The organism is Actinomycetospora sp. NBC_00405 (assembly GCF_036044095.1).
Classification (GTDB): Bacteria; Actinomycetota; Actinomycetes; order Mycobacteriales; family Pseudonocardiaceae; genus Actinomycetospora; species Actinomycetospora callitridis.
The window spans coordinates 1,701,969-1,724,872 of sequence record NZ_CP107938.1; the positions used below are offsets into that span (position 1 = coordinate 1,701,969).

Consider the following 22,904-nt stretch of genomic DNA (forward strand, 5'->3'; position numbering starts at 1 on the left):
GCTGGGACGTGGCGGGACCTGACGCGGTCCCGCCCGTCACCCCTGGGTCGGGAGCGCCATCTCGAGGACGCGGGCCGGCGCGCTGTCCGGGGCGGTGAGCACGGCGGTCTCCGCACCGGCCCGCCGCGCCGCCTCCAGCACCTCCAGGACGAGGCCGACGCCGGCGCTCGCGAGGTAGCCGACGGCGCGCAGGTCGACCTCCAGGCGCCCGCGTCCCTCGACGGGCCCGAGCATCGCCTCGCGGCAGGCTGCCGCGGCGGCGAGGTCCATGTCGCCGATCAGCACGAGGCGGCGCACCGCCCCGTCGTCCTCGACGGTGACGGCCGCGGGGGTGCCCGGCGGCGGGGCGGTGACGTCGGAGACGTCGGCGGTGTCCGTCGCCCCGTCCGGCGCGCGGACCTCGGGCGGCTCCTCGGGGCCCGCGCCGACCATGCGGAAGGACACCTCGGTCCCGCCGCCGGGACGCGGCGTCACCTGCGCGTCCTCGGTGAGCTCACGGACGATCTTCAGCCCGCGCCCGCGGTACCCGGGGTCGAGCGGCGCCGGGCGCCAGGTGCCCCGGTCGCGGACGACGGCGTCGACGGCGCCGTCGGCGCGGCGGGCCAGCCGGACGTCGACCTGGCCGGAGCCGTCGCCGTCGCGGTAGGCGTGCTCGACGGCGTTCGTCGCGGCCTCGCCCAGCGCGAGCTGGAGGTCCTCGAAGGTGATCTCGGGGAGCCCCACCGCGCGCGACCAGCGGGTGACCCGACGCCGCAGGAGCGCCAGGGAGTCGGGCCGGGCCGGGAGGTCGAGCTCCAGGGGCGGCGGCGCCAGCCGGGCGACGACGAGGGCCACGTCGTCCGAGCGGGAGTCGAGGTCACGCAGCAGCGCGCTCGCCATCGGCCCCGGGCCGGCGGCCCGGTGCTGCTCGGCCGCCGCGGCGAGCCGGGCGAACCCCTCGTCGAGGGCCTCGCCGCGCCGCTCGACGAGGCCGTCGGTGTAGAGCACGAGGACCGCGCCCGGGTCGAGGGTGGTCACGGCCTCGCCGTGGTCGCGGTGCCCCGGAGGGAGACCGAGCAGCGGCCCGTGGCCCGCGGGGTCGTCGAGGTAGCGCACCGCGGCGCCGTCCGCGCCGATGAGCAGCGCGGGCAGGTGGCCCGCGCGGGCCCAGCGCAGCTCGCCGGTGCTCGTGTCGAGGGTCAGGCACATCGCCGTCGAGGCCCGCGAGCCCGGGATGCGCGAGGTCAGCCCGTCGAGCAGGCCCAGGGCCCGGGCGGGGCCGTGCCCGGCGAGCAGGTAGCCGGACAGCGCGGTGCGGAGCTGACCCATGACCGCGGCGGCGCCGGTGCCCTGGCCGACGACGTCGCCGACGGCGATCGCCACGCGGTGCTCGTCGAGCTCGACGACGTCGTACCAGTCGCCGCCTGCCTGCGTGCCCGAGGCGCCGGGCAGGTAGCGCGCGGCGAGCCCGAGCCGGTCGAGCTCGGGCAGGCCCTGGGGCAGCAGGCTGCGCTGGAGGGTGTCGGCGATCTGGTGCTCGGCGCGGTAGAGACGGGCCCGGTCCAGCGCCATCGCGCAGGGCTCGGCGAGCGCCTCGAGGGTGATCCGCTCGGTGCGCAGCACGCGCGCCCGGTCGGGCAGGCCGACGCCGATCGCGCCGACGGTGGTGCCCGCCGCCACGAGGGGCAGGGCCACCGCCCCGCGCACCCCCGAACGGCGCAGGAGCGCGTGGAGGGCGGGGGCGCCGTGGTCCGGCGCGGAGTGGCCGGGGCCGCCGACCAACCACAGCGCCTCGCCGCGGCTCACCGCCGTGCCGACCATCGTCGCCTGCTCCTGGCCTGCAGTGACCACGGGCGGGTCGACGTTGCGGGCCGCGAGCGGGGTCAGCGTGCGGGCGCCGGGCTCGTACTCGAAGACCGACACGTGGGCCGAGGCCCCGAAGAGCGCGCGGAGGTGCTCGACGGTCACGTCGGCCACCTCGATGGGGGTCGCCGCGGCCGAGAGCTCGCTGGTGGCCCGCTGGAGCAGCGACAGGCGCTCGGCGACCGCCCGCTCCTCGGCGAGCAGCAGGGCGTTGTCCAGCGCGAGGGCGGCGCGGCCGGCGATCTCCTCGACGAGGTCGCGGTCCTCGTCGGTCCAGTCCGGCCCCTCGGGCGAGCGCTCGAGGGACAGGATCGCCACGGCACGGTCGCGGACCGTCAGCGGGAGGTGCAGCGCGCCGGCCGCGGCGACCGTCGCACGGCGCGCGAGCGCGTCCCGCTCCCCGTCGCCCACCGAGTCGGCCGACAGCGCCTCCGCCACGCGGGAGCCGGAGGGCGCCTCCGTGCGCACGGCGACGCGGGCGGCGCCGGGCTGGCCCTCGTCGTCCACGGGTCGGGCCGAGGCGCGCGTGGCGAGACGGACCTCGACGAGCAGGCGCACCAGGAGCTCGAGCCGGTCGACGACCTCGGTCTCCCCGTCGAGCTCCGCGCCGATGCGGGCGAGGAGCCGCTGGCGGTCGGCCTCGAGCGCCCGGACGTTGACGTCGATGCAGCTGCCGACCCACCCCGACGGGCCGTCCTCGCCGGGCAGTGCGACGGCCTGCTCCACGACCCGGTGGTAGACGCCGTCGGCGCGCCGCAGCCGGTACTCGACCTCCCAGCCGTGGCCCGCCGCCCTCGCCTCGGCGGTGACCGCGCGGTGCTGCTCGCGGTCGTCGGGGTGCAGGCCGTCGCGCCAGCCCCCGCCGAGGTCCTGGGCCGGGTCGCGGCCGGTGAAGCGGCGCCAGCCCGCGTTGTGGAAGGTGCGGCCACCGTCGGGGTCGGCCACCCAGATCATCGCCGGCGCGAGGTCGGCCATCGCGGTGAAGCGGACCTCCGCGCGGCGGCGCGCGCGGCCGAGCTGCAGGTGCGCGTCGACGCGGGCGAGCAGCTCGGGTGCGGTGAAGGGCTTCACCAGGTAGTCGTCGGCCTGGGCCGCGAGCCCCTGGACGGCCTCCTCCTCGCCGGCGCGGGCCGAGAGCAGCAGGACCGGGACCCGCGCGGTCCGCTCGTCGGCGCGCAGGCCCGCGAGCAGGGCGAGGCCGTCGCGGCGGGGCATCATCACGTCGGACACGACGAGGTCCGGCGGGTCGGCGAGCGCCGCCTGCAGCGCCTCCTCGCCGTCCGCGGTCAGCCGCACGTCGTGGCGCGGGGCGAGCAGTCGGCGCAGGTAGGACCGCATGTCGGCGTTGTCGTCGGCCACGAGGACGCGGCCCCGCGTGCTCTCGCTCGCGGGCGCGGCGAGGCCCGCGGGCGCCTCGGGCGTCGGCGACTCGGCGTCGGTCGACTCCGCGCCGTCGGGCAGCCAGCGCAGGGCCTCGGCGACGAAGGACTCGGCGTCCGGCGAGGGCTCCAGGGGCTCGGAGGTGGTGAGTTCCGTGGACTCGGTCCCCGCCGTCGGCGCCACGATCTCCATCCGGTGCGCCCGCCCGAACGGGATCGTCACCGTCATCGTGGTGCCCACACCGGGCTCGCTGGTCGCGCGTACCTCGCCGTCGTGCAGCCCGACGAGCTCCCGCACGAGCGCCAGGCCGATGCCGCTCCCCTCGCCGGAGCGCGCACCGGGGCTCTCGACACGGTGGAAGCGCTCGAACAGGCGCGGCAGCTCGTCGGCGGGCACCCCGACACCGGTGTCCTCGACGTGCAGGACGGCGGCGTCGGCGGTGGATTCCACGCGCACCGAGACCCGTCCGGCGGCGGTGAACTTCAGGGCGTTGGAGAGCAGGTTGAGCACGACCTTCTCCCACGCGTCCCGGTCGAGCAGGACCGGTCGGCCCACCGGCGGGCAGTCGACGACGTAGTCGAGGCCCGCGCGCGCCATCGCGGATGCGAACACCGCCGCGAGCTCCGCGGTGGCCGAGCCGAGGTCGACGGGCACGGGGTGGGTCTGGCGGCGGCCCGCCTCGAGCCGGGAGAAGTCCAGGAGGCTGTTGACCAGCCGCCCGAGACGCTGCCCGTTGCGGTGCACCACCTCGAGCTCGGCGCGCCAACGCTCGGGGTCCACCTCGGGCGCGGCGCGCAGCTCGGCGACCGGGCCCATGATCAGGGTCAGCGGGGTGCGGAACTCGTGGCTGACGTTGGAGAAGAAGTCGGTCTTCGCGCGGTCGAGCTCGGCGAGCGCCTCGGCGCGGCGCCGTTCGGCCTCGTAGCCGCCCGCGTGGGCGAGGCCCGCCGTGATCTGGCCACCGAGCAGCTGCAGGAAGCTCGAGGTGCGCTCGTCGAACTCCCGGTGCGGGTTGACGCCCGCGACGAGGACCCCGGCGACCCCGTCGCCCTCGACGCCCGACGCCGCCGCGAGCGGCACGAGCACCGCCTGCGTGGCCGGCCGGTCCCACGCCCCGTGGGGCAGGTCGCCGTCGATCCGGGCACCCAGGCCCTCGACGAGCACCGTCTCGCCCGCCCGCACCCGGTCCAGCGGCCAGGGACCGGCCCCGGGCTCGATCACCTCGGCCGCGATCGCAGAGCCGCGGGCCGCGCCCGCGCTCGCCGCCAGCCGCGCGGGCCCGTCGTCGTCGTCGAACAGGTAGACGAGGCCGAACGGCAGGTCGCGGTCGGCGTCGACCAGCGTGCGCTCGACCGCGCGGAGCACCTCGTCCTCGGAGCGGGCGCTGCCCATCGCGGTCGCGAGATCGCGCATGGTCGCCATCTGCCGGTCGCCGATGACACGGTCCGTGCTCTCGGTGACCACGCAGAGCATTCCGCGGACGGCGCCGTCGGTGTCGGCGAGCGGGCTGTACGAGAAGGTGTGGTACGTCTCCTCCGGATAACCGCTGCGCTCCAGGAAGAGCAGCAGGTCCTCGTCCCAGGTCGCGACGCCCGTCTCCAGCACCGACGCGATGCGCGGCCCGATGTCCGGCCAGATCTCCGACCACATGACGTGGGCCGGCTTGCCCAGCGCCCAGGGGTGCTTCGACTGCAGGGTGTCGCGCCAGTACGCGTCGTTGTAGAAGCACGTGAGCTCGGGGCCCCAGGCCATCCACATCGAGAAGCGCGTGGTCAGGAGCATCTGCACGACGGTGCGCAACGGGGTGGGCCAGGTCTCGGGCTGGCCGAGGGGCGTGGCGCTCCAGTCGACCGACGCCATGTCGGCGCCGACGCGCCCGCCACCCGCGAGCAGTGCACGCTCGGCGGGGTCAGCATCGCCGCCCATCGACCACCCCCGTGCACCGTCCTGCCAGGACCCTGTCCGCCCGCGCGTCCATCATCCCGGCTCCCCGCCACGCATGCGAAGTCGGCCCGTCGGGAACGATCGGTCCCGTGGCACACGAGTTCGCGGTGTGGGCCCCCGACCGTACGGCGGTCGGACTGGTCCTGGACGACCGGATCGAGACGATGACGGCGGGGGCGGACGGCTGGTGGTCGATCACCGTGCCCGACGCCGGGCCGGGGACGGACTACGCGTTCGCCCTCGACGGCGGCGTCGGGGACGGGTGGGAGGGGGCGCTGCCCGACCCGCGCTCGCGGTGGCAGCCGCACGGGGTGCACGCCCCGTCCCGGGTGGTCGAGGTCGAGCCCTCCCCCGCCGACGCGGCCTGGACCGGCCGGTCGCTGCCCGGGTCGGTGATCTACGAGATGCACGTCGGCACGTTCACCGAGGGCGGCACGTTCGCCAGCGCGGAGGAGCGGCTGGACCACCTCGTCGAGCTCGGCGTCGACCTCGTCGAGGTCCTGCCGGTCAACGCCTTCGACGGCACGCGGGGCTGGGGCTACGACGGCGTGCTCTGGTACGCGGTCACCGAGAACTACGGCGGCCCGGTGGCGTTCCGGCGGTTCGTCGACGCCTGCCACGCCCGGGGGCTCGGCGTCGTGCTCGACGTCGTCTACAACCACCTTGGGCCGTCCGGGGCCTACCTCGACCGCTTCGGGCCCTACTTCCTCGGCGAGAACGTCTGGGGTCCGTCGCTGAACCTCGACGGGCCGGGCTCGGACACCGTGCGCCGCTACATCCTCGACAACGTCACGATGTGGCTGCGCGACTACGGCGTCGACGCCCTGCGCCTCGACGCCGTCCACGCCCTGCGCGACGCCCGGGCGACCCACCTGCTCGAGGAGATGGCGCAGCACGTGGCGACGCTGTCGGCGCACCTGCGCCGCCCGCTGACCCTCATCGCCGAGTCGGACCTCAACGACCCGCGCCTGATCACGCCGCGCGAGGCAGGCGGGTACGGGCTGGACGCGCAGTGGACCGACGACATCCACCACGCCCTGCACTCCGCGCTCACCGGGGAGACCCAGGGCTACTACGCCGACTTCGGCGCGTTCTCCGTCCTCGCCGACGTCCTGCACCACCCGTTCCACCACGCCGGCACCTGGTCGAGCTTCCGCGGGCGCACCCACGGCCGGCCCGTCGACACGCTGACGACCCCCGGCCACCGGTTCCTCGCCTACCTCCAGGACCACGACCAGATCGGCAACCGCGCCGCGGGCGACCGGCTCTCGGCCATCGTGTCGCCGGGCCTCCTGGCCTGCGGGGCCGCGCTCGTGCTCTGCTCGCCGTACACGCCGATGCTGTTCATGGGCGAGGAGTGGGGCGCGTCGACGCCGTGGGCGTTCTTCGTCGGCTTCGAGGACCCCGCGCTGCAGGACGCCGTGCGCGAGGGGCGTCGCGGGGAGTTCGCCGAGCACGGCTGGGGCGCCTCCGACGTGCCCGACCCGACGGCGCTCTCGACGTTCGAGGACTCGCGGCTCGACTGGTCGGAGATCGACCGCGAACCCCACGCCTGGCTGCTCGGGGTGCACCGGGAGCTGATCGCCCTGCGCCGCGCCCACCCCGAGCTCACCGACCCCCACCTCGACCGGGTGCGGGTGGACGCCGACGCCGAGGCCCGCACGATCGTCGTGCACCGCGGCGACCTGCGGCTGGCGGTCAACCTGGGCGGGGCCCCGGCGACGCTGCCGGTGGCGGCGCGCGAGGTGCTCTGCGCGCCGTCGGGCGTCGACACGGCCGACGACTCCCTGACCCTGCCGGCGGCGTCCTTCGCGCTGACGCGCGCGGGAGCCTGACTCAGATCACCGACGAGGCGGCGTCCCCGAGGTCCGAGCCGCTCTCCGAGCTCGCTCCGTCGTCGGGGCCGCCGCTCTCGTCGTGGCCGCCGTCGTGGCCGCCGGAGTCGCCGCCGCTCTCGCCGCCGCTCTCGTGGCCGTCGTCGCGGCCCTCGTCGCGGCCGTCGTCGTGACTGGCGCCGCCGTCGTGGTCGCCACCGGCGCTCCGGCCCTCGTCGCCGGCCCGCCCGCCGCGGTCGTCCACGGCCCGTCCGCCGGGGTCGTCGCCGCTGTCACTGGTGGTCTGCTCGCGGGCCTCCGCGGTCGCGGGCGCACCGCGTCGCGCGGCGCCGGCGCTGGTCGCGCCCGCCGCCCCGTCACCCGCGCGCCCGGCCGCGCGCAGACCGCCCGCGCCCGACCTTGGATCCGGGACCGGTCCGGGGGTCCCTGCCGGCGAGGGCGCGTCGGGGGGTGTCACCGGCGTGCCCGGCACCACCACCATCGGCGCGCCGACCCCCGGGAAGCCGGACCGCACCGGGGTCGTGTCGACGCTCGCGAACGACGAGGTCCCGTCCGCCTGCCCGGGCCCCGCCCAGAGGTGGAGGGTCTCGCCGACACCGGCCGCCCCGCCCGCGACCGCCCCCACCACCAGGGCGCCGGCGGCCACCGTTAGCGCGGCCCGTCGCCGGAGCGCGGCCGGGGCCCGCTCCGGGGCGGACGCCGCTCCCGTGAGCAGGGCCGGGTCGAGGAGCGCGTCGTCGGCCGCGCCGGGACCGACCGGCACCACGGGACTCCCCCACCCGGGCCCCCACCCGGACCGGCGGCTCGCGGTGCTGCCCCCGTGCCGCAGCGCGTCGTTCACCTCGGCCGCCGGCGGTCGCGCCGCGGGGTCGTCGGCGGTCATCCGCACCAGCAACGCGTCGAGCTCGTCCGGCACCGGGCCGGGCCCCTCGTCGCCGCTCGGCCCCGTGAGCGCGGCGCGCAGCGTCACGCCCAACCCGCGGACGTCGGCCGCCGGACCGCGCTCCTCCGCGAGGGCACCGCGGCCGATCGTGAGACCGGACAGATCGACCAGCTCCGCGAGCCCGAGATCGGTCAGCATCGGGCGGCCCTCGGGACCGAGCACGACGTTGCCGGGCCGCACGTCCCCGTGCGCCACGCCGCGGGCGTGGACGTACGCCAACGCCGCGCTGAGGTGCGCGCCGAGGGGCGCGACCGCCCGCAGCGCGAGCGGCCCCCGGCGGAGCCGGGCGGCGAGGGACGGCCCGTCGACGAACTGCGTGACCAGGTAGGCCCGGTCGCCCTCGGTGCCGGCGTCGTAGAGCACGGCCAGCCCGGGATGGTGCAGCTGCGTCACGGCGGCGACCTCGCGGTCCAGCGGGGCCCGGGTCCGCGCGCTCGTGCCCGACGGGAAGAGCCTCACCGCCACCGGTCTCTGCAGCAGGCGGTCGTACCCGCGGTGCACGGTCGCGATCGATCCGGTGCCCACGAGGGCGCCCACCTCGTAACGGTCGGCGACCACCTCGGGGACGGACCGATCGTCGCCGGGGACGGGGAGAACGGGGGGACGAACCCAGCACGCGATGCCTCCACGGGGCGAAGAGCGCGATCGGCTGGCTCGTTCAACCGGCCGGGACCCGTGTACCCGCCGTCACGACATCACACCTGTGTGTTCTGCGTGACGGTGACGCGGTCTCGGTAGGCGTCGGCCAGGGCGTGGAAGGCGGCCGGGTCGACGAGCGAGGTCGTGTCGCCGGGCTCCTCGCCACGCGTGACGCCGAGCAGCAACCGGCGCATGATCTTCCCGCTCCGGGTCTTCGGGAGGCCGTCGACGACGACCACCCGGGCCGGCCGGGCGATGGGGCCGAGCTCGCGGGCCACGTGGGCACGCAGCTCGTCGGTGGGATCGGCGGTGTCCCCGCCCCGCAGCACCACGAACGCAACGATCGCCTGGCCGGTGGTCTCGTCCGGCGCGCCGACGACGCCCGCCTCCGCGACGCGCGGGTGGCTGACCAGCGCGGACTCGACCTCGATCGACGAGAGCCGGTGCCCCGAGACGTTCATGACGTCGTCGACCCGGCCCTCGAGCCACACGTCCCCGTCCGCGTCGATCCGGGCGCCGTCGCCGGCGGTGTACCAGCCCTGCGCGCGGAAGTCGGCGAAGTAGGACGAGACGAAGCGGTCGGCGTCGCCCCACACCGTCCGCGCCATCGCGGGCCACGGGCGGTCCACCACGAGCAGGCCGCCCTCGTCGGCGGCGCAGTCGCTGCCGTCGGGGTGCACGACCCGCACCGAGATCCCCGGCAGCGCCCGTGTCGCAGAGCCGGGCTTGAGCGGCGTGGCCCCTGGCAGCGGGGCGACCATCGCCGCGCCGGTCTCGGACTGCCACCAGGTGTCGACGATCGGACAACGCCCACCACCGACCTGGGCGTGCAGCCAGCGCCAGGCCTCCGGGTTGATCGCCTCACCGACCGAGCCCAGGAGCCGCAGCGACGACAGGTCGTGGGCGGCCGGCACGTCCTCGCCCCACTGCATGAACGTCCGCACGAGGGTGGGCGCCGTGTAGTACACCGTGACGCCGTACTTCGCGATGATCTCGAAGTGACGTCCGCGGTGGGGCGTGTCCGGGGTGCCCTCGTAGAGCACCTGCGTGACGCCGTTCGCCAGCGGCCCGTAGACCTCGTAGGTGTGCGCCGTGACCCAGGCGAGGTCGGCCTGGCACCAGTAGACGTCGTCGGGGCGGTGGTCGAAGCACGCCCACGCGGTCCACGCCGTCTGGGTCAGATAGCCGCCCATGGTGTGCACGAGGCCCTTGGGCTTCCCGGTCGTCCCCGACGTGTAGATCAGGAACAGCGGGGTCTCCGCCGGGAACGCCTCGGCCGTGTGCTCGGTCGGCCGCTCGGCGAGGAGCTCGTCCCACCACACGTCGCGGCCCTCGGTCCACGGCACGTCCTGCCCGGTGCGCCGCACGACGAGCACGTGCTCGACGCTGTCGACGGCCTCGACGGCGGCGTCCGCGTTCTCCTTGACCGGCACCGCCTTCCCGCGGCGGTACTGGCCGTCGGTGGTGACCAGCAGCTTCGCCTCGCCGTCGGTCACCCGGAACCGCAGCGCCTCGGCCGAGAACCCGCCGAAGACCATCGAGTGGATCGCCCCGATGCGGGCGCAGGCCAGCATCACCACCACGGTCTCGACGAGCACCGGCAGGTAGACCACGACGACGTCGCCGCGCCCGATCCCGAGCGACTCGAGTCCGTGCGCACACCGCGCGACCTCGGCCTGCAGGTCGGCGTAGGTCAGCCGGCGGGAGTCACCGGGCTCGCCCTCCCAGAGCAGAGCCGCCTTCCCGCCGTGGCCGGCGTCGACGTGGCGGTCCACGCAGTTGCGCGCGACGTTGAGTGTCCCGTCGGCGAACCACCGCACGAACGGGAAACCGCTCCCGTCGTACGCCTCGGTCGGCGCGCTCGACCACTCCAGGCGCCGGGTCTGCTCGAGCCAGAACCCCTCGGGGTCGGCGGCCGCGCGTTCGCGCAGTGTCGGGGCGTCCGCGGCGGGCACGTTGGCGGTGGCCGCGAGCTCGGGCGGGGGCGGGACGACGTCGCTCATGGTGGTCGTGTGCCCACCCCCGGGGGCCCGGGACGCCCGGACGTGAGGAGGAACGCGCCCGCTACAGCAGCGGTACGAACGACACCGGCATGAACCGCTCGACGCGGCCGTCGCGGCGCATCCGGACGAGGTCGCCGCGACGGCCGTGGCCCACGGGGCAGACGAGGACGCCGCGGTCGGTGAGCTGGCCGAGCAGCGCCGCCGGCACCTCGCCCTCGGCCATCGCGGCCACGGAGATCGCGTCGAAGGGCGCCTTGTCGGGGGCGCCGGCGCGCCCGTCGCCGTGGCGGACCTCGACGTGGTGGCCGGTGGCCGCGAGCGCGGCGCGGGCCCCGGCGGCGAGCGAGGGGTGGTACTCGATGCTGATCACCTCGCGCGCGCACCGGGAGAGCACCGCCGCCGCGTACCCGCTGCCGGTGCCCACCTCCAGCACGCGCTCGCGCCCGGTGAGCTCCAGCAGGGCGGCCATCGCCCCCACCATGGCGGGCGCGGAGATCGTCTGGCCGCAAGCGATCGGCAGGGGCCCCGGACCGTAGGCCTCGTCCGCGCGGTGCGCGGGCACGAACCGGTGGCGCGGCACCTCGAGCATCGCCCGCAGGACCCGCGAGTCGGTGACCCCCTGCCGGCGCACCTCGGCGACCATCGCCCGGCGACGACGCGCGCGGTAGCTGGCCACGCCGGAACGCTTCCGCACCGGCGACGCGCCGGTCAACGGCTCCCGCCCGGACGGCCCCTCACGGCAGCACGGCCTCTCACGGCCGGAAGGCCTCGATGTCGGCGGCGAGCTCCTCGGCCGGGACGGGGAGGACCGTGGGCGGCAGGACGACCGGGCTGCCGAGGCGCCCCGCCTGGGTGCGGCCGACGCGGGCGCGGGACGGGGTGGTGCGGGCGAGGACGGCCTCGGGGTCGCGCACCCCGATGACGAGCATCCCGCCGCCCCGGGCGGGCAGGACGTCGATCGACCCGAGCTCCGACCAGGGCAGGAACCCGGCGACGACGATCGACCCACCGTCGTCGACGCCCTCGGGGGTGACGACGAGCAGGGGGCGGCCCCGCAGCAGGCGCACCGCCGCGCGCACCGTGCCGACCCCGAAGAAGACGATCAGCACGAGGCCGAGCACGAGGCTCGCCGTGCCCCCGAGGGTCGCCAGCCAGATCCCGGCCGCGAGCCCCACGACGCCCGTCGCCAGCGCCAGCGCGGGAGCGGTGCGGGGCGCGCGGACCTCGAGCCGGTCCGGCCCGCGGGTGACGGCGGATCTCCCGACGCTCACGCGCACCACCGCTTGTGCTCGGCGCGCAGGTCGCGGTCGGCGACGGCCACCAGCCCCGCGGCCCGCGCGCGGTCGGACGCGCGCGCCGTGGTGCCCGCGTCCGCGACGTCGCTCGGCAGCCACACGGCGTGCCCCCCGACGCCCGCGACCTCGTCGATCACGGCGTCCCAGGCCGCCGGCGCCCGGCAGACCACGACGAGGTCGGGCGCCGGGACGTCGGCGAGCGTCGGTGCGCAGAGCCGCCCGAGGGTCTCGACGACGTGGGGGTTGACGAGGTCGACGGTCCACGCGGTGCGGTCGATCAGGTAGGCGCCGAGCCGGAAGCTGGGCCGGTTGAATCGGTCGGAGACCCCGAGCAGCGCCACCCGGCGCACGCCGGCCAGGAGCGCGCCGACGGCGGCGTCGTCCAGCGCTTCGGTGGTCACGTCGCCCATCATCCCGCACCCCCGTGAGCGGAGTTCGCGGCGATGGGCGCGAACTTCGCTCACGGGGAACGGTTGCGGCGGCGTGCGGCGGCGCCCAGAGTCGTCCGGTGGCCACGGTCGACCTGTCCCCGCCCCGCACGCGTCCCCGGACCCCCGAGGAGGAGCTCCAGCGGGCGCTGGCCGAGCGGGTGGACGTCGAGGTGCGGTTCGACGCCGGCTCGCGCGCCGCGTACGCGGTCGACTCCTCGAACTACCGCCAGGTGCCGATCGGCGTGGTCGTCCCGCGCTCGATCGACGCCGGCGTCGAGGCCCTGGCCGTGTGCCGCGAGCACGACGTCCCGGTGCTCTCCCGCGGCGGCGGCACGAGCCTCGCCGGGCAGTGCTGCAACGCCGCCGTGGTGATCGACTGGTCGAAGTACTGCACGCGGATCGTGTCGGTCGACGAGGAGGCGCGCACCTGTGTCGTCGAGCCCGGTATCAAGCTCGACGACCTCAACGCCGCCCTGCCCGGCCGCCTGATCTACGGACCGAAGCCCGCGACGCACGTCAGCTGCACGCTCGGCGGGATGATCGGCAACAACTCCTGCGGGTCCACCGCGCAGACCTTCGGCAAGGTCGCCGACAACGTCCGCCGCCTGGAGGTGCTCACCTACGACGGCCTGCGGATGTGGGTGGGTCCGACCTCCGAGGAGGAGTACGCCGCGATCCAGGCCGAGGGCGGGCGGCGCGCGGAGATCTACCGGGGCCTGCGGGCGATCGCCTCCGACCACGCCGCGCTGGTGGCCGAGCGCTTCCCCGACATCCCCCGCCGCGTCTCGGGCTACAACCTCGACGACCTCGTGCCGGGATCGGCCTTCGACCTCGCCCGCGCCCTGGTGGGCTCGGAGTCGACGCTGGTGACGGTGCTGCACGCCGAGCTCGACCTCGTCGTCGAGGCTCCGCACACCGCGCTGGTGGTGCTCGGTTTCCCCGACGTCGTCGCGGCCGCGCGCTGCGTCGACGCGGTCCTCCCGCACACCCCCCACTTCCTGGAGTGCATCGACCGCGTCATCGTCGAGTTCGAGCGCGCCAAGGGCGTGCACCAGCGCGCGATGGCGGCGATGCCCGAGGGCCACAGCTGGCTCATGGCCCAGATCCGCGACGACGATCCCGAGCGGGTCACCGAGCGCGCGCGGGCCCTGGCCGCCGATCTCGAGCACCACGGCCCGTCGGTCCTCACCGTCACCGACCCCATCGAGCAGGCCGAGCTGTTCGGCATCCGCGAGTCGGCGCTCGCCGTGTCGGCCCGCGACCCGCGCACCGGGCAGGACAACTACGAGGGCTGGGAGGACGCGGCGCTGCCGACCGACCGGCTCGCGGACTACCTCGCCGAGTGGGTCGCGCTCCTCGAGGAGTACGGCTTCACCGAGGGCACCGCGATCTACGGGCACTTCGGGCACGGCTGCATCCACACACGCATCCCGTTCGAGCTCGGCTCGACGGCGGGCGTCGCGTCCTACCGCTCGTTCATGGAGCGCTCGGCGGACCTGTGCGTGAAGTACGGCGGGTCGCTCTCGGGCGAGCACGGCGACGGGCAGTCGCGCGGCGAGCTCCTCGAGCGGATGTACGGCCCCGAGCTCGTGGCGGCGTTCGAGTCGGTCAAGGCGCTGTTCGACCCGCGGAACCGGATGAACCCCGGCAAGGTCGTCCACCCCTACCGGCTCGACGAGCACCTGCACGTCGGGCCCGACTACGACCCCGCCGACCCTGCCTCCGCGTTCGCCTACCCGTCCGACGACGGCAGCTTCACCCGCGCCGTCGAGCGCTGCATCGGCGTCGGACGCTGCCGGCGCACCGAGGGGGACGTCATGTGCCCCTCGTACCGGGTCACCGGCGAGGAGCACCACTCGACGCGCGGCCGCGCTCGGCTGCTGTGGGAGATGCTGCGCGGGCACGAGGACTCGCCGATCACCGACGGCTGGCGCTCCACCGAGGTCCGCGACGCCCTGGACCTGTGCCTGGCGTGCAAGGGCTGCCTCTCGGACTGCCCGGTCAACGTCGACATGGCGACCTACAAGGCCGAGTTCCTGCACCACCACTACGAGGGCCGGCAGTGGCGCCGCCCCCGCTCGCACCTGTCGATGGGCTGGCTGCCGGCGCTCGCCCGCATCGCGTCGCCGCTCGCGCCGCTGGTCAACCGGATCACGTCGTCACGCGCGGCGGGCCTGCTCAAGAGGGCCGGCGGCATCGACGAGCGCCGCTCGATCCCCGCGTTCGCCACCCCGCGGTTCACGCACTGGTTCCGCGCGCGCGGATCGCGCGGCTCCGGGGAGCGCGGCGAGGTGCTGCTCTGGCCGGACACCTTCACCGAGTTCCTCCACCCCCGCGCCGGCGCCGACGCCGTCCGTGTGCTCGAGGCGGCGGGCTTCACGGTGCGGGTCCCCGAGCAGGAGCTGTGCTGCGGCCTGACGTGGGTGACGACGGGCCAGCTCGACGTCGCCGCCCGGGTGCTCGGGCGGACGCTGGACGCCCTCGCACCCGCGGTGGGCGACGGGATGCCGATCGTGGGGCTCGAGCCGAGCTGCACCGCGGTGTTCACCGACGACGCCCCGAACCTGCTGCCCGGGCCCCGCGCCGACGCGATCGCCGCGGCGACGACGACCCTCGGCAGTCTGCTCGCCGAGCGCGCGCCGGACTGGGCGCCGCCCGGTCTCGCCGGGCGCGAGGTGATGGTCCAGCAGCACTGTCACCAGCACGCCACCGGCGGCTACGGCGCGGAGGTCGACCTGCTGCACCGCGCCGGCGCCGAGGTGGAGGTGCTCGACTCCGGGTGCTGCGGGCTCGCCGGCAACTTCGGGTTCGAGCAGGGGCACTACGAGGTGTCGGTGGCCTGCGGGGAGGCGGTGCTCCTGCCCCGGGTGCGGGACGCCGACGCCGGCACCGCGGTGATCGCCGACGGCTTCTCCTGCCGCACCCAGATCGACCAGCTCACTGAGCGCCGAGGCGATCACCTGGCGTCCCTGCTCGCCTCCGGCCTCCCCGACGACGAGTTCCTCCCCTGGCCTTCGTGAGCGATCCTTGGGGTCGTAGGCCCGGAATTCGCTCACAGGAGACGGGGGACCGACGATGGCGATCGCGGTGGAGACCACCTTCCACGGGGTCACGCTGGCCGAGTACGACGACCTGCTCCGGCGCCTCGACTTCCGGCGCGGCGGCGACTCCGAGCCCGGCTGCCTGTTCCACTACACGATCCCGACCGACGACGGGTTCCGTGGCGTCGACGTGTGGGAGTCGGTCGAGTCGTTCGAACGGTTCGTCGGCGGACGGCTCGCGCCGGTCCTCGAGAACCTCGGGATCGACCGCCCCGAGGTCGCGATGTCCGAGATCCACAACTACCTGATCGCGCCGCCGGAGCGCCGCGGCTAGGACAGAGCCGTGCGCAGGCGGTCGAGGGCCTCGGTGAGGACGGGGCGGGACATGGCGAGGTTGAGGCGCATGCCCCCGCGCCCGGCCTCCCCGCACGCCGCGCCGTCGGTCATGACCACGCCCGCCTCGCGGGTGAAGAACGCCGACGGGGGCTCGTCGAGGCCCAGACCGCGGCCGTCGAGCCACGCGAGGTACGTGCCCTCCGGGACGGTCACCTCGAGCCCCGGCAGGTCGGCGGACGCGAGCAGGGCGCGGTTGCCGGCCAGGTAGGCGAGCACGTCGTCGAGCCAGCCCCGGGCGTCGCGGTAGGCCGCGGTGGTCGCCAGCACCCCGGGCGTCGCGGTGCCGTGCTCGGCCAGGTAGCCGGTGGCCTCCCAGTGCGCGGCGTCGGCGTCGTTCGACAGGATCACCTGCCCGCACTTGAGCCCCGGGGTGTTCCAGGCCTTGGACGCCGAGGTCGCGGTGACGGTGTGCCCCGCGGCGGCCTCCGACGTCGCGGCGTAGGGCCGGTGGCGGTGGGCGTCGAACGTCAGCGGTGCGTGGATCTCGTCGCTGAACACCCGCCCACCGTGGCGCTCGACCACCTCGGTCACCGCGGCGAGCTCGTCGACGTCGAACACGTGACCCGTGGGGTTGTGCGGGTTGGTCAGCACCAGCAGACCCGCGCCGTCGGCGAACGCGCGGTCGATCGCGTCGAGGTCGAGCACGAACCGCGCGCCGTCCCTCGCCATCGGCACCTGGACCAGCTCCCGGCCGAGCATCGCCGGCACGGTGAGGAACGGCATGTAGGCCGGGGTCGGCAGCACGATCGCGCTGCCGGGCCGGGTGAAGTGCCGGACGGTCGCGGTGAACGCGGTGAGCACGTCGGGCACGGGGCGCACGCGGGCCGGGTCGGGCGCCCAGCCGAGCCGCTCGCCCCAGAACGCCGACGTCGCCGCGGCCATGTCGGCCACCCAGTCGTCGGGCAGGTAGCCGAAGCGCGACCCGTCGGCCGAGGTGCGGACCGCGTCGGCCACGACGTCGGCGACCGGGTAGTCCATCTCGGCGACGAACGCCCCGATCAGGCCCTCGCGCTCGCCCCGTCGCCACGAGCCGGGCGTCGACCACTTCCACGAGCCGCCCGCCCGCATGTGCGCGGCGGTGAGGGCGTCGAACCGGTGGGACAGCTGGGCGGTCGGATGGGCGGTCACGCCCGTCGATGATGCCATCGACGGCTCAGCGCGCGTCCTCCCCGATCTTGTGGACGCGCAGCAGGTTGGTCTTGCCGACGGTGCCGGGCGGCGAGCCGGAGACGATCACGACGAGCTCGCCCGCGGCGAAGCGACCGATCTCCAGCAGCGACGCGTCGACCTGGCGGATCATCGCGTCGGTGGTGTCCGCCCAGGGCACCAGGAAGGTCTCGACGCCCCAGCTCAGCGCGAGCTGGCTGCGGACCTCGGGGATCGGCGAGAACGCCAGCACCGGCAGCCGGGTGTGCAGGCGGGCGAGGCGGCGCACGGTGTCGCCGGTGCGCGTGAACGCCACCAGGGCGCGGGCGTTGAGGCGCTCGCCGATGTCGCGCGCGGCGGTGGTGACGACGCCGCGCTGGGTGCGCGGGACGTGCTGGATCGGCGGCACCGAGGCCGGGCCGACCTCGACCGCGGCGACGATCCGGGACATCGTCTGGACCGTCTCGATGGGGTAGTCGCCGACGCTGGTCTCGCCGGAGAGCATCACGGCGTCCGCGCCGTCGAGCACGGCGTTGGCCACGTCGGAGGCCTCGGCCCGGGTCGGCCGGAAGTTGTGGATCATCGACTCGAGCATCTGTGTCGCGACGATCACCGGCTTGGCGTTCTCGCGCGCGATCTGCACCGCGCGCTTCTGCACCAGCGGGACGTCCTCGAGGGCCAGCTCGACGCCCAGGTCGCCGCGGGCGACCATGATCGAGTCGAAGGCGAGGACGATGGCCTCGAGCGCGTCGACGGCCTCGGGCTTCTCGATCTTCGCGATCACCGGGAGGCGCGAGCCGTACTCGTCCATGATCTTGTGGACGAGCTCGGCGTCGGCGGGCGAGCGCACGAAGGACAGCGCGATCATGTCGACGCGCAGGCCGAGCGCGAAGCGCAGGTCGGCCTCGTCCTTGTCGCTCATCGCCGGCACCGACACCGCGGTGTGGGGCAGCGAGATGCCCTTGTTGTCGGAGACCCGGCCGCCCTCGACGACGCGGCAGACCACGTCGCGGCCCTCGACGTCGGTGACCTCGAGGGCGACGTTGCCGTCGTCGATGAGCAGGGACTCGCCGGGACGGGCGTCGTCGGCGAGGCCCTTGTACGTGGTGCCGACGCGGTCGTGGGTGCCCGCGACGTCCTCGGTGGTGATCGTGACGGTCTCGCCGGTGGCCCACATCTGCGGACCGTCGGTGAACCGCCCGAGGCGGATCTTCGGGCCCTGCAGGTCGGCGAGGATGCCGACCGCGCGTCCCTCGGTGTCGGCCGCCTCGCGCACGAGGCGGTAGATCCGTTCGTGCTCGGCGTGCTCGCCGTGGCTGAAGTTGAGGCGGGCCACGTCCATACCGGCGCGCACGAGGTCACGGATGGCCTCGGGCGTCGACGTCGACGGCCCCAACGTGCACACGATCTTCGCTCGTCGGCTCACGGCCCTCATCGTATCCCGCTCTGCACCGATCCAGCAGTGGCCGGGCGCCAGAGAACGTCCCGCGCCCCCCGCGACTACGGTGGGCCGGTGACCCTGCCCACGATCGGAGCGGATCCCCCCGACGGCGTGGACGACACCGCAGCGACCACGGCCGGGGGCGGCGTCCTGCTCCAGGGACGCAAGCGGTGGGAGGTCCCGCCGGCCCTCGAGATCGCCACCGCGCTGGCGTGGCGTCTGCTGCTCCTGGGTGCGGCGATCCTGGTCGTCATCTACGTCCTGGGCCTGCTCGGGGCCGTCGTGGTGCCCGTCGTCCTCGCGCTGATCGCGGCCTCCCTGCTCGCCCCGTCCGCCCACGCCCTGTCGCGCATCCGGTGGCTGCCGCACGCGGTGGCCACCGCGATCGTCATCATCAGCGGCGTCGCCGTCGTCGGCGGCGTGTTCTACGGCGTCGGGCTGGCCTTCGTCTCCGGTCTCCCGGAGCTGTCGTCGCAGCTGCTCGCCAGCGTGGCGGGCATCCAGCAGTGGCTGCGCACCGGCCCGCTCGGGCTGAACAACGAGCAGTTCACCGAGGTCGGCAACCAGCTCTTCGCCTACCTCCAGTCCAGCCAGGCGACGCTCGCGCAGAGCGCCCTCGGCGCGGTGAGCACCGTGGGCGAGGTCCTCACCGAGCTCCTGCTTGCCCTCTTCACGCTGATCTTCTTCGTCTACAACGGCGGCACGGTCTGGCGCTTCGTCCTCGGCGCGATCCCGCGCCAGGCCCGCGACCGCGCCGACATCGCCGGCCGGCGCGCCTTCGCCTCGCTCGTCGGCTACACCCGCGCGACGATCCTCGTCGCCGCCGCCGACGCGATCACCGCGGGCGTCGGGCTGTGGCTGATCGGGATCCCGCTGCCCGTGCCGTTGGCCGCGCTCATCTTCTTCGGCGCCTTCGTCCCGACCCTCGGCGCCGTCGTCTCCGGCGTCGTCGCGGTGCTCGTCGGCCTGGTCAGCGGCGGCATCACCGACGCCCTGCTCGTCGTCCTGCTGCTCGTGCTGGTGCAGAACCTGGAGGGCTACATCCTCCAGCCCCTGCTGCTCGGACGGTCGATCAAGCTCCACCCGCTCGCCGTCGTGCTGCCGATCGCCTGCGGCCTCGTGCTGGCCGGCATCGCCGGGGCCCTGCTCGCGGTCCCGCTCGTCACGGTGATCGACGCCGGGGTCCGCTCGCTCACACGCCCGTCCGACGGCCCGGGGCTCGACCCGGAATCGGTCGACGCCCTCGACCCCCGCTCCGCCCGCCCCGACTGGCACAGCGACGAGCAACCCCCGCGCAACCTCGTCGGCCGCGCCGTCGACGCCTTCCGCGCACGGTCGTCGTCGGCCTGACGCCCCACGTGGCGCCACGTTGGCGCCATGAGTCCTTGCTTGTGGCGCCATAAGGTGCCACAGTGGCGCCATGCAGCTGGACGAGTACGTCGACCGCCTCCGCACCGAGTTCGCGTCCGCGGCCGACGCGGCCGGGGACGACGCCCGGGTGGTCGCCGAGCGGCTCGTCGTCCCCCTCGAGTCGGCGGTGCGGCTGACCCTGCTCGAGGCCCTGGCCGGAGCCGCCGACGAGATCACCCTGGAGCTCGCCCCCGGCTCGGTGCACGTCCGCCTGCGCGGGCGGGACCCCGACTTCGTCGTCACCCCTGCGCCGGCCCCGGGCTCGTCCGCGGCGGACGAGCCGACCGCCCCCGTCGTCGTGGACCCCGACGCCGGGCCCTCGGCGCGGGTGAACTTCCGGCCGCCCGAGAGCCTCAAGACACGGATCGAGGAGGCCGCGCAGCGCGAGGGCCTCAGCGTCAACACCTGGCTCGTCCGTGCGGCCTCGGCCGCCCTGGAGCCCCGCCCGTCCCGGGACGAGCACCGGCCCCACGCCGGCGCCCGTGCCGGCTGGTTCGGCTGACCGCGCCCCACCCCCACCCCACCGGAACCCACGGGATCGCACCGGTCCCGAGGAGGCGATGACCCATGCCCACCTACGCCACCCCCGACCCGATCGCCGTCACCGTCGACCTGCCCGTCGGCGGTCTGCGCGTCGTCGCGTCCGAGCGCGCCGACACGGTCGTCGAGATCCACTGCTCGCCCGGCGACCGCGCCTACGCCGACGGCGTCACCATCGACCTCGCCGCCGGCGAGCTCCGGGTCACGGGCCCGAAGCTCGGCCTGCGCACGCTGCTGGTGCCGACCCCGGGCCGGTCCCTCGAGGTCGAGATCGCCCTGCCCGCCGGCTCGTCGCTCTCCGCCCGCACCGTCTACGGCGCGGTCGTCGTGGAGGGGCACCTCGACCACTGCCGCGTGCAGGTCAGCTACGGCGACGTCCGGGTCGGCGACGCCGCCGCGGTCGAGCTGGCGACGTCCTACGGGCAGGTGCACGCCGGGGACGTGGCCGGCGACGCCACCATCACCGCCGACCACGGCGACGTGCGCGTCGACCGCGTCGGCGGCAGCGCCACGGTCCGCAGCCGCCACGGCGCCGTGCGCCTCGGGGAGGTCGTCGGCGAGACGCACCTGTCCGGCTCGCACGGCGACCTGGACGTCGACCACGCCCTCGGCAGCGTCGCGGCCCGCACCGCCCACGGCACCGTGCGCCTCGGCCGGGTCGTGCGCGGCGAGGTGTCGCTCACCAGCACGCACGGCCGGCTCGAGGTCGGCGTCGACCCGGGCAGCGCCGTGTGGCTCGATGCCGACACCGCCGGCCGCGTCCGCAACACCCTGACCCCGCGCGAGGGCCCCGACGGCTTCGGCGAGTCGGTCTCGATCCTCGCCCGATCCCGCGACGGCGACGTGGTGGTCCGACGGTCCTGAAGCACGCTCCTGAACCACCCGACCCGAGGAGGTCCCCCATGTCCGCGATCCTCGTCGAGGATCTCCACCACTCCTACGGCGCCCACACCGTCGTCGCCGGCCTCGACCTGCGCGTCGACGAGGGCACCATCCACGCCCTGCTCGGCCCGAACGGCGCCGGCAAGACCACCGTCGTCCGCATCCTCTCCACGCTGGTCACGCCCGACGCGGGCCACGTGCGGGTCGGCGGCCACGACCTCGCGACCGACCCCGAGGGCGTGCGCGCCGCGATCGGGGTGACCGGCCAGTTCTCGGCGGTCGACGGCCTGCTCACCGGCGCGGAGAACCTGCGCCTCATCGCCGATCTCCGCCACCTCGGCCGGACCGCGACCCGCCGGCGCGTCCCCGAGCTACTGGAGCGCTTCGAGCTGGTCGAGGCCGCCGACAGAGCCGCCTCGACGTACTCCGGGGGGATGCGCCGCCGCCTGGACCTGGCGATGACGTTGCTGGGCGACCCGCGGATCGTGTTCCTCGACGAGCCCACCACCGGGCTCGACCCGCGCAGCAGGCGTGATCTCTGGGACGCCGTGCGCGAGCTGGTCGCCCGCGGCGTGACGATCCTGCTCACCACGCAGTACCTCGAGGAGGCCGACCAGCTCGCCGACCGCGTCGGCGTCCTCGACGGCGGCCGCCTCGTCGCCGAGGGCTCACCGACCCAGCTCAAGCAGCGCACTCCCGGCGGACACGTGCGCCTGCGCTTCGCGGACGCGGACGCCCTGTCCCGGGCCGAGGCGGAGATCGACGGCACGCCCGACCCGGCCGAGCTCGCGCTCGACGTCCCGAGCGACGGCTCCCCGCGCGCCCTGCGGGCCCTGCTCGACCGCTACGACGACGGGGACCTCGTCGGCGTCTCCGTCCACACGCCCGACCTCGACGACGTATTCCTCGCCCTGACCGGGCGGGCCCGAGAGGAGACCCCCGCGTGAGCACCCTGGCGGTCCCCCGCCCCACCCACACCCTCGTCGACTCGCTGACGATGGTGCGCCGCAGCCTCCTGCGGCTGCGCCGCTACCCGTCGCTGACGATCATGCTGATCGTCCTGCCCCTGATCTTCCTGCTGCTCTTCGTCTACGTCCTCGGCGGCACGCTCGGTGCCGGGCTGGGCGGCGGGCGGGCCGACTACCTCGCCTACGTCGTCCCCGGCATCCTCATCATGACGGCAGCCTCCACCGCGCAGGGCACCGCGATCACCGTCGCCATGGACATGACCGAGGGCGTCGTCGCGCGCTTCCGGACCATGTCGATCGCCCGGGTCGCCGTGCTCACCGGGCACGTCGCCGGCGCCGTCGTCCAGACGCTGATCGCCCAGGTCGTCGTGCTCGGCGTGGCGCTCCTGCTCGGCTTCCGGCCCGACGGCGGGGTCCCGGGCGTGCTCGCCGCGTTCGGAGTGCTCGCCGTGATCGGCTTCGCGCTCGCCTGGTTGTCCGTGGCGCTCGGGATGGTGAGTCGCAGCGTCGAGACGGCGAGCAACCTGCCGATGCCGCTGGTCTTCCTGCCGTTCCTGTCCAGCGGCTTCGTGCCGACGACGTCGATGCCCGCCGGCCTGCAGTGGTTCGCGGCGCACCAGCCGTTCACGCCCATGATCGAGACCGTGCGGGGGCTGCTCACGGGCACGCCGGTGCCGGCCTCGACCCTCGGACTCGCCCTGGGTTGGGCCGCCCTCGTCGCGCTGATCGGCTACCTCGTCGCCCGCAGGCTCTACGAGACCCGCTGAT

General features: G+C 75.3%; 16 protein-coding genes. 8 read left to right on the top strand and 8 right to left on the bottom strand.

What is annotated here, in order from left to right; genetic code table 11:
* Positions 1-36 precede the first annotated feature (36 nt).
* The gene (locus tag OG774_RS08410; RefSeq protein ID WP_328308467.1) at positions 37-5,148 is read right to left on the bottom strand and encodes a SpoIIE family protein phosphatase; all 5,112 of its coding nucleotides are present in this window, start codon (positions 5,146-5,148) and stop codon (positions 37-39) included.
* 107 nt (positions 5,149-5,255) lie between these two features.
* Here OG774_RS08410 and treZ point away from each other — a divergent pair, with 107 nt between their 5' ends.
* A complete protein-coding gene (gene treZ / locus OG774_RS08415) occupies positions 5,256-7,001 on the top strand; it encodes a malto-oligosyltrehalose trehalohydrolase (RefSeq protein ID WP_328308469.1) in 1,746 nt (581 codons plus the stop codon).
* 1 nt (position 7,002) lies between these two features.
* On the opposite strand, the gene OG774_RS08420 is transcribed toward treZ, so the two are convergent.
* The 5 genes from OG774_RS08420 to OG774_RS08440 all read right to left on the bottom strand — a co-directional run bounded on the left by OG774_RS08420 (position 7,003) and on the right by OG774_RS08440 (position 12,282).
* On the bottom strand, positions 7,003-8,502 hold the full coding sequence (locus OG774_RS08420) for a serine/threonine-protein kinase (RefSeq protein ID WP_328308471.1): 1,500 nt from the start codon (positions 8,500-8,502) through the stop codon (positions 7,003-7,005).
* A 137-nt stretch (positions 8,503-8,639) separates the two neighbouring features.
* Positions 8,640-10,586 carry an acetate--CoA ligase gene (acs, locus tag OG774_RS08425; protein ID WP_328308473.1) on the bottom strand — a complete coding sequence of 649 codons (1,947 nt, stop codon included), beginning with the start codon at positions 10,584-10,586 and terminating at the stop codon, positions 8,640-8,642.
* 61 nt (positions 10,587-10,647) lie between these two features.
* Positions 10,648-11,262: a protein-L-isoaspartate(D-aspartate) O-methyltransferase gene (locus tag OG774_RS08430; protein ID WP_328308475.1), complete on the bottom strand. Its 615-nt coding sequence runs from the start codon at positions 11,260-11,262 to the stop codon at positions 10,648-10,650.
* Between the two features lie 76 nt (positions 11,263-11,338).
* Positions 11,339-11,857: an STM3941 family protein gene (locus OG774_RS08435; RefSeq protein WP_328308477.1), complete on the bottom strand. Its 519-nt coding sequence runs from the start codon at positions 11,855-11,857 to the stop codon at positions 11,339-11,341.
* Positions 11,854-12,282 (bottom strand): CoA-binding protein, encoded by a 429-nt coding sequence (locus OG774_RS08440; RefSeq protein ID WP_328308479.1) that lies wholly within the window; start codon positions 12,280-12,282, stop codon positions 11,854-11,856. Before OG774_RS08440 ends, OG774_RS08435 begins: the two co-directional genes overlap by 4 nt.
* A 107-nt stretch (positions 12,283-12,389) precedes the next feature.
* Here OG774_RS08440 and OG774_RS08445 point away from each other — a divergent pair, with 107 nt between their 5' ends.
* Both OG774_RS08445 and OG774_RS08450 read left to right on the top strand, forming a co-directional pair.
* Positions 12,390-15,332, top strand: coding sequence for an FAD-binding and (Fe-S)-binding domain-containing protein (locus OG774_RS08445; protein WP_328308481.1), 2,943 nt, complete (start codon positions 12,390-12,392; stop codon positions 15,330-15,332).
* Positions 15,333-15,387: 55 nt separating this feature from the next.
* Positions 15,388-15,687, top strand: coding sequence for a hypothetical protein (locus tag OG774_RS08450; RefSeq protein WP_328308483.1), 300 nt, complete (start codon positions 15,388-15,390; stop codon positions 15,685-15,687).
* On the opposite strand, the gene OG774_RS08455 is transcribed toward OG774_RS08450, so the two are convergent.
* Positions 15,684-16,877 (bottom strand): MalY/PatB family protein, encoded by a 1,194-nt coding sequence (locus OG774_RS08455; RefSeq protein ID WP_328308484.1) that lies wholly within the window; start codon positions 16,875-16,877, stop codon positions 15,684-15,686. The two genes, OG774_RS08450 and OG774_RS08455, sit on opposite strands and share 4 nt — an antisense overlap.
* A gap of 25 nt (positions 16,878-16,902) precedes the next feature.
* Positions 16,903-18,321, bottom strand: coding sequence for a pyruvate kinase (gene pyk, locus OG774_RS08460; protein WP_328308486.1), 1,419 nt, complete (start codon positions 18,319-18,321; stop codon positions 16,903-16,905).
* 87 nt (positions 18,322-18,408) lie between these two features.
* Here pyk and OG774_RS08465 point away from each other — a divergent pair, with 87 nt between their 5' ends.
* The 5 genes from OG774_RS08465 (at position 18,409) to OG774_RS08485 (ending at position 22,903) form a co-directional block, all read left to right on the top strand.
* Entirely contained in the window at positions 18,409-19,686 is a 1,278-nt protein-coding gene (locus OG774_RS08465) for an AI-2E family transporter (protein ID WP_328308488.1), read from the top strand.
* 70 nt (positions 19,687-19,756) lie between these two features.
* Positions 19,757-20,248 (top strand): hypothetical protein, encoded by a 492-nt coding sequence (locus OG774_RS08470; RefSeq protein ID WP_328308491.1) that lies wholly within the window; start codon positions 19,757-19,759, stop codon positions 20,246-20,248.
* 65 nt (positions 20,249-20,313) lie between these two features.
* Positions 20,314-21,150: a DUF4097 family beta strand repeat-containing protein gene (locus OG774_RS08475; protein WP_328308493.1), complete on the top strand. Its 837-nt coding sequence runs from the start codon at positions 20,314-20,316 to the stop codon at positions 21,148-21,150.
* A 38-nt stretch (positions 21,151-21,188) separates the two neighbouring features.
* On the top strand, positions 21,189-22,115 hold the full coding sequence (locus tag OG774_RS08480) for an ABC transporter ATP-binding protein (protein WP_328308494.1): 927 nt from the start codon (positions 21,189-21,191) through the stop codon (positions 22,113-22,115).
* Entirely contained in the window at positions 22,112-22,903 is a 792-nt protein-coding gene (locus OG774_RS08485) for an ABC transporter permease (RefSeq protein ID WP_328308495.1), read from the top strand. Before OG774_RS08480 ends, OG774_RS08485 begins: the two co-directional genes overlap by 4 nt.
* The last annotated feature ends 1 nt before the right edge of the window (position 22,904 follow it).

What these genes read in the sequence shown, in the direction of transcription:
- OG774_RS08450 (WP_328308483.1), top strand. Translation starts at nt 15,388, where the DNA reads ATGGCGATCGCGGTGGAGACCACCTTCCACGGGGTCACGCTGGCCGAG.
- OG774_RS08470 (WP_328308491.1), top strand. Translation starts at nt 19,757, where the DNA reads ATGCAGCTGGACGAGTACGTCGACCGCCTCCGCACCGAGTTCGCGTCC.
- OG774_RS08480 (WP_328308494.1), top strand. Translation starts at nt 21,189, where the DNA reads ATGTCCGCGATCCTCGTCGAGGATCTCCACCACTCCTACGGCGCCCAC.
- OG774_RS08475 (WP_328308493.1), top strand. Translation starts at nt 20,314, where the DNA reads ATGCCCACCTACGCCACCCCCGACCCGATCGCCGTCACCGTCGACCTG.
- acs (WP_328308473.1), bottom strand. Translation starts at nt 10,586, where the DNA reads ATGAGCGACGTCGTCCCGCCCCCGCCCGAGCTCGCGGCCACCGCCAAC.
- OG774_RS08410 (WP_328308467.1), bottom strand. Translation starts at nt 5,148, where the DNA reads ATGGGCGGCGATGCTGACCCCGCCGAGCGTGCACTGCTCGCGGGTGGC.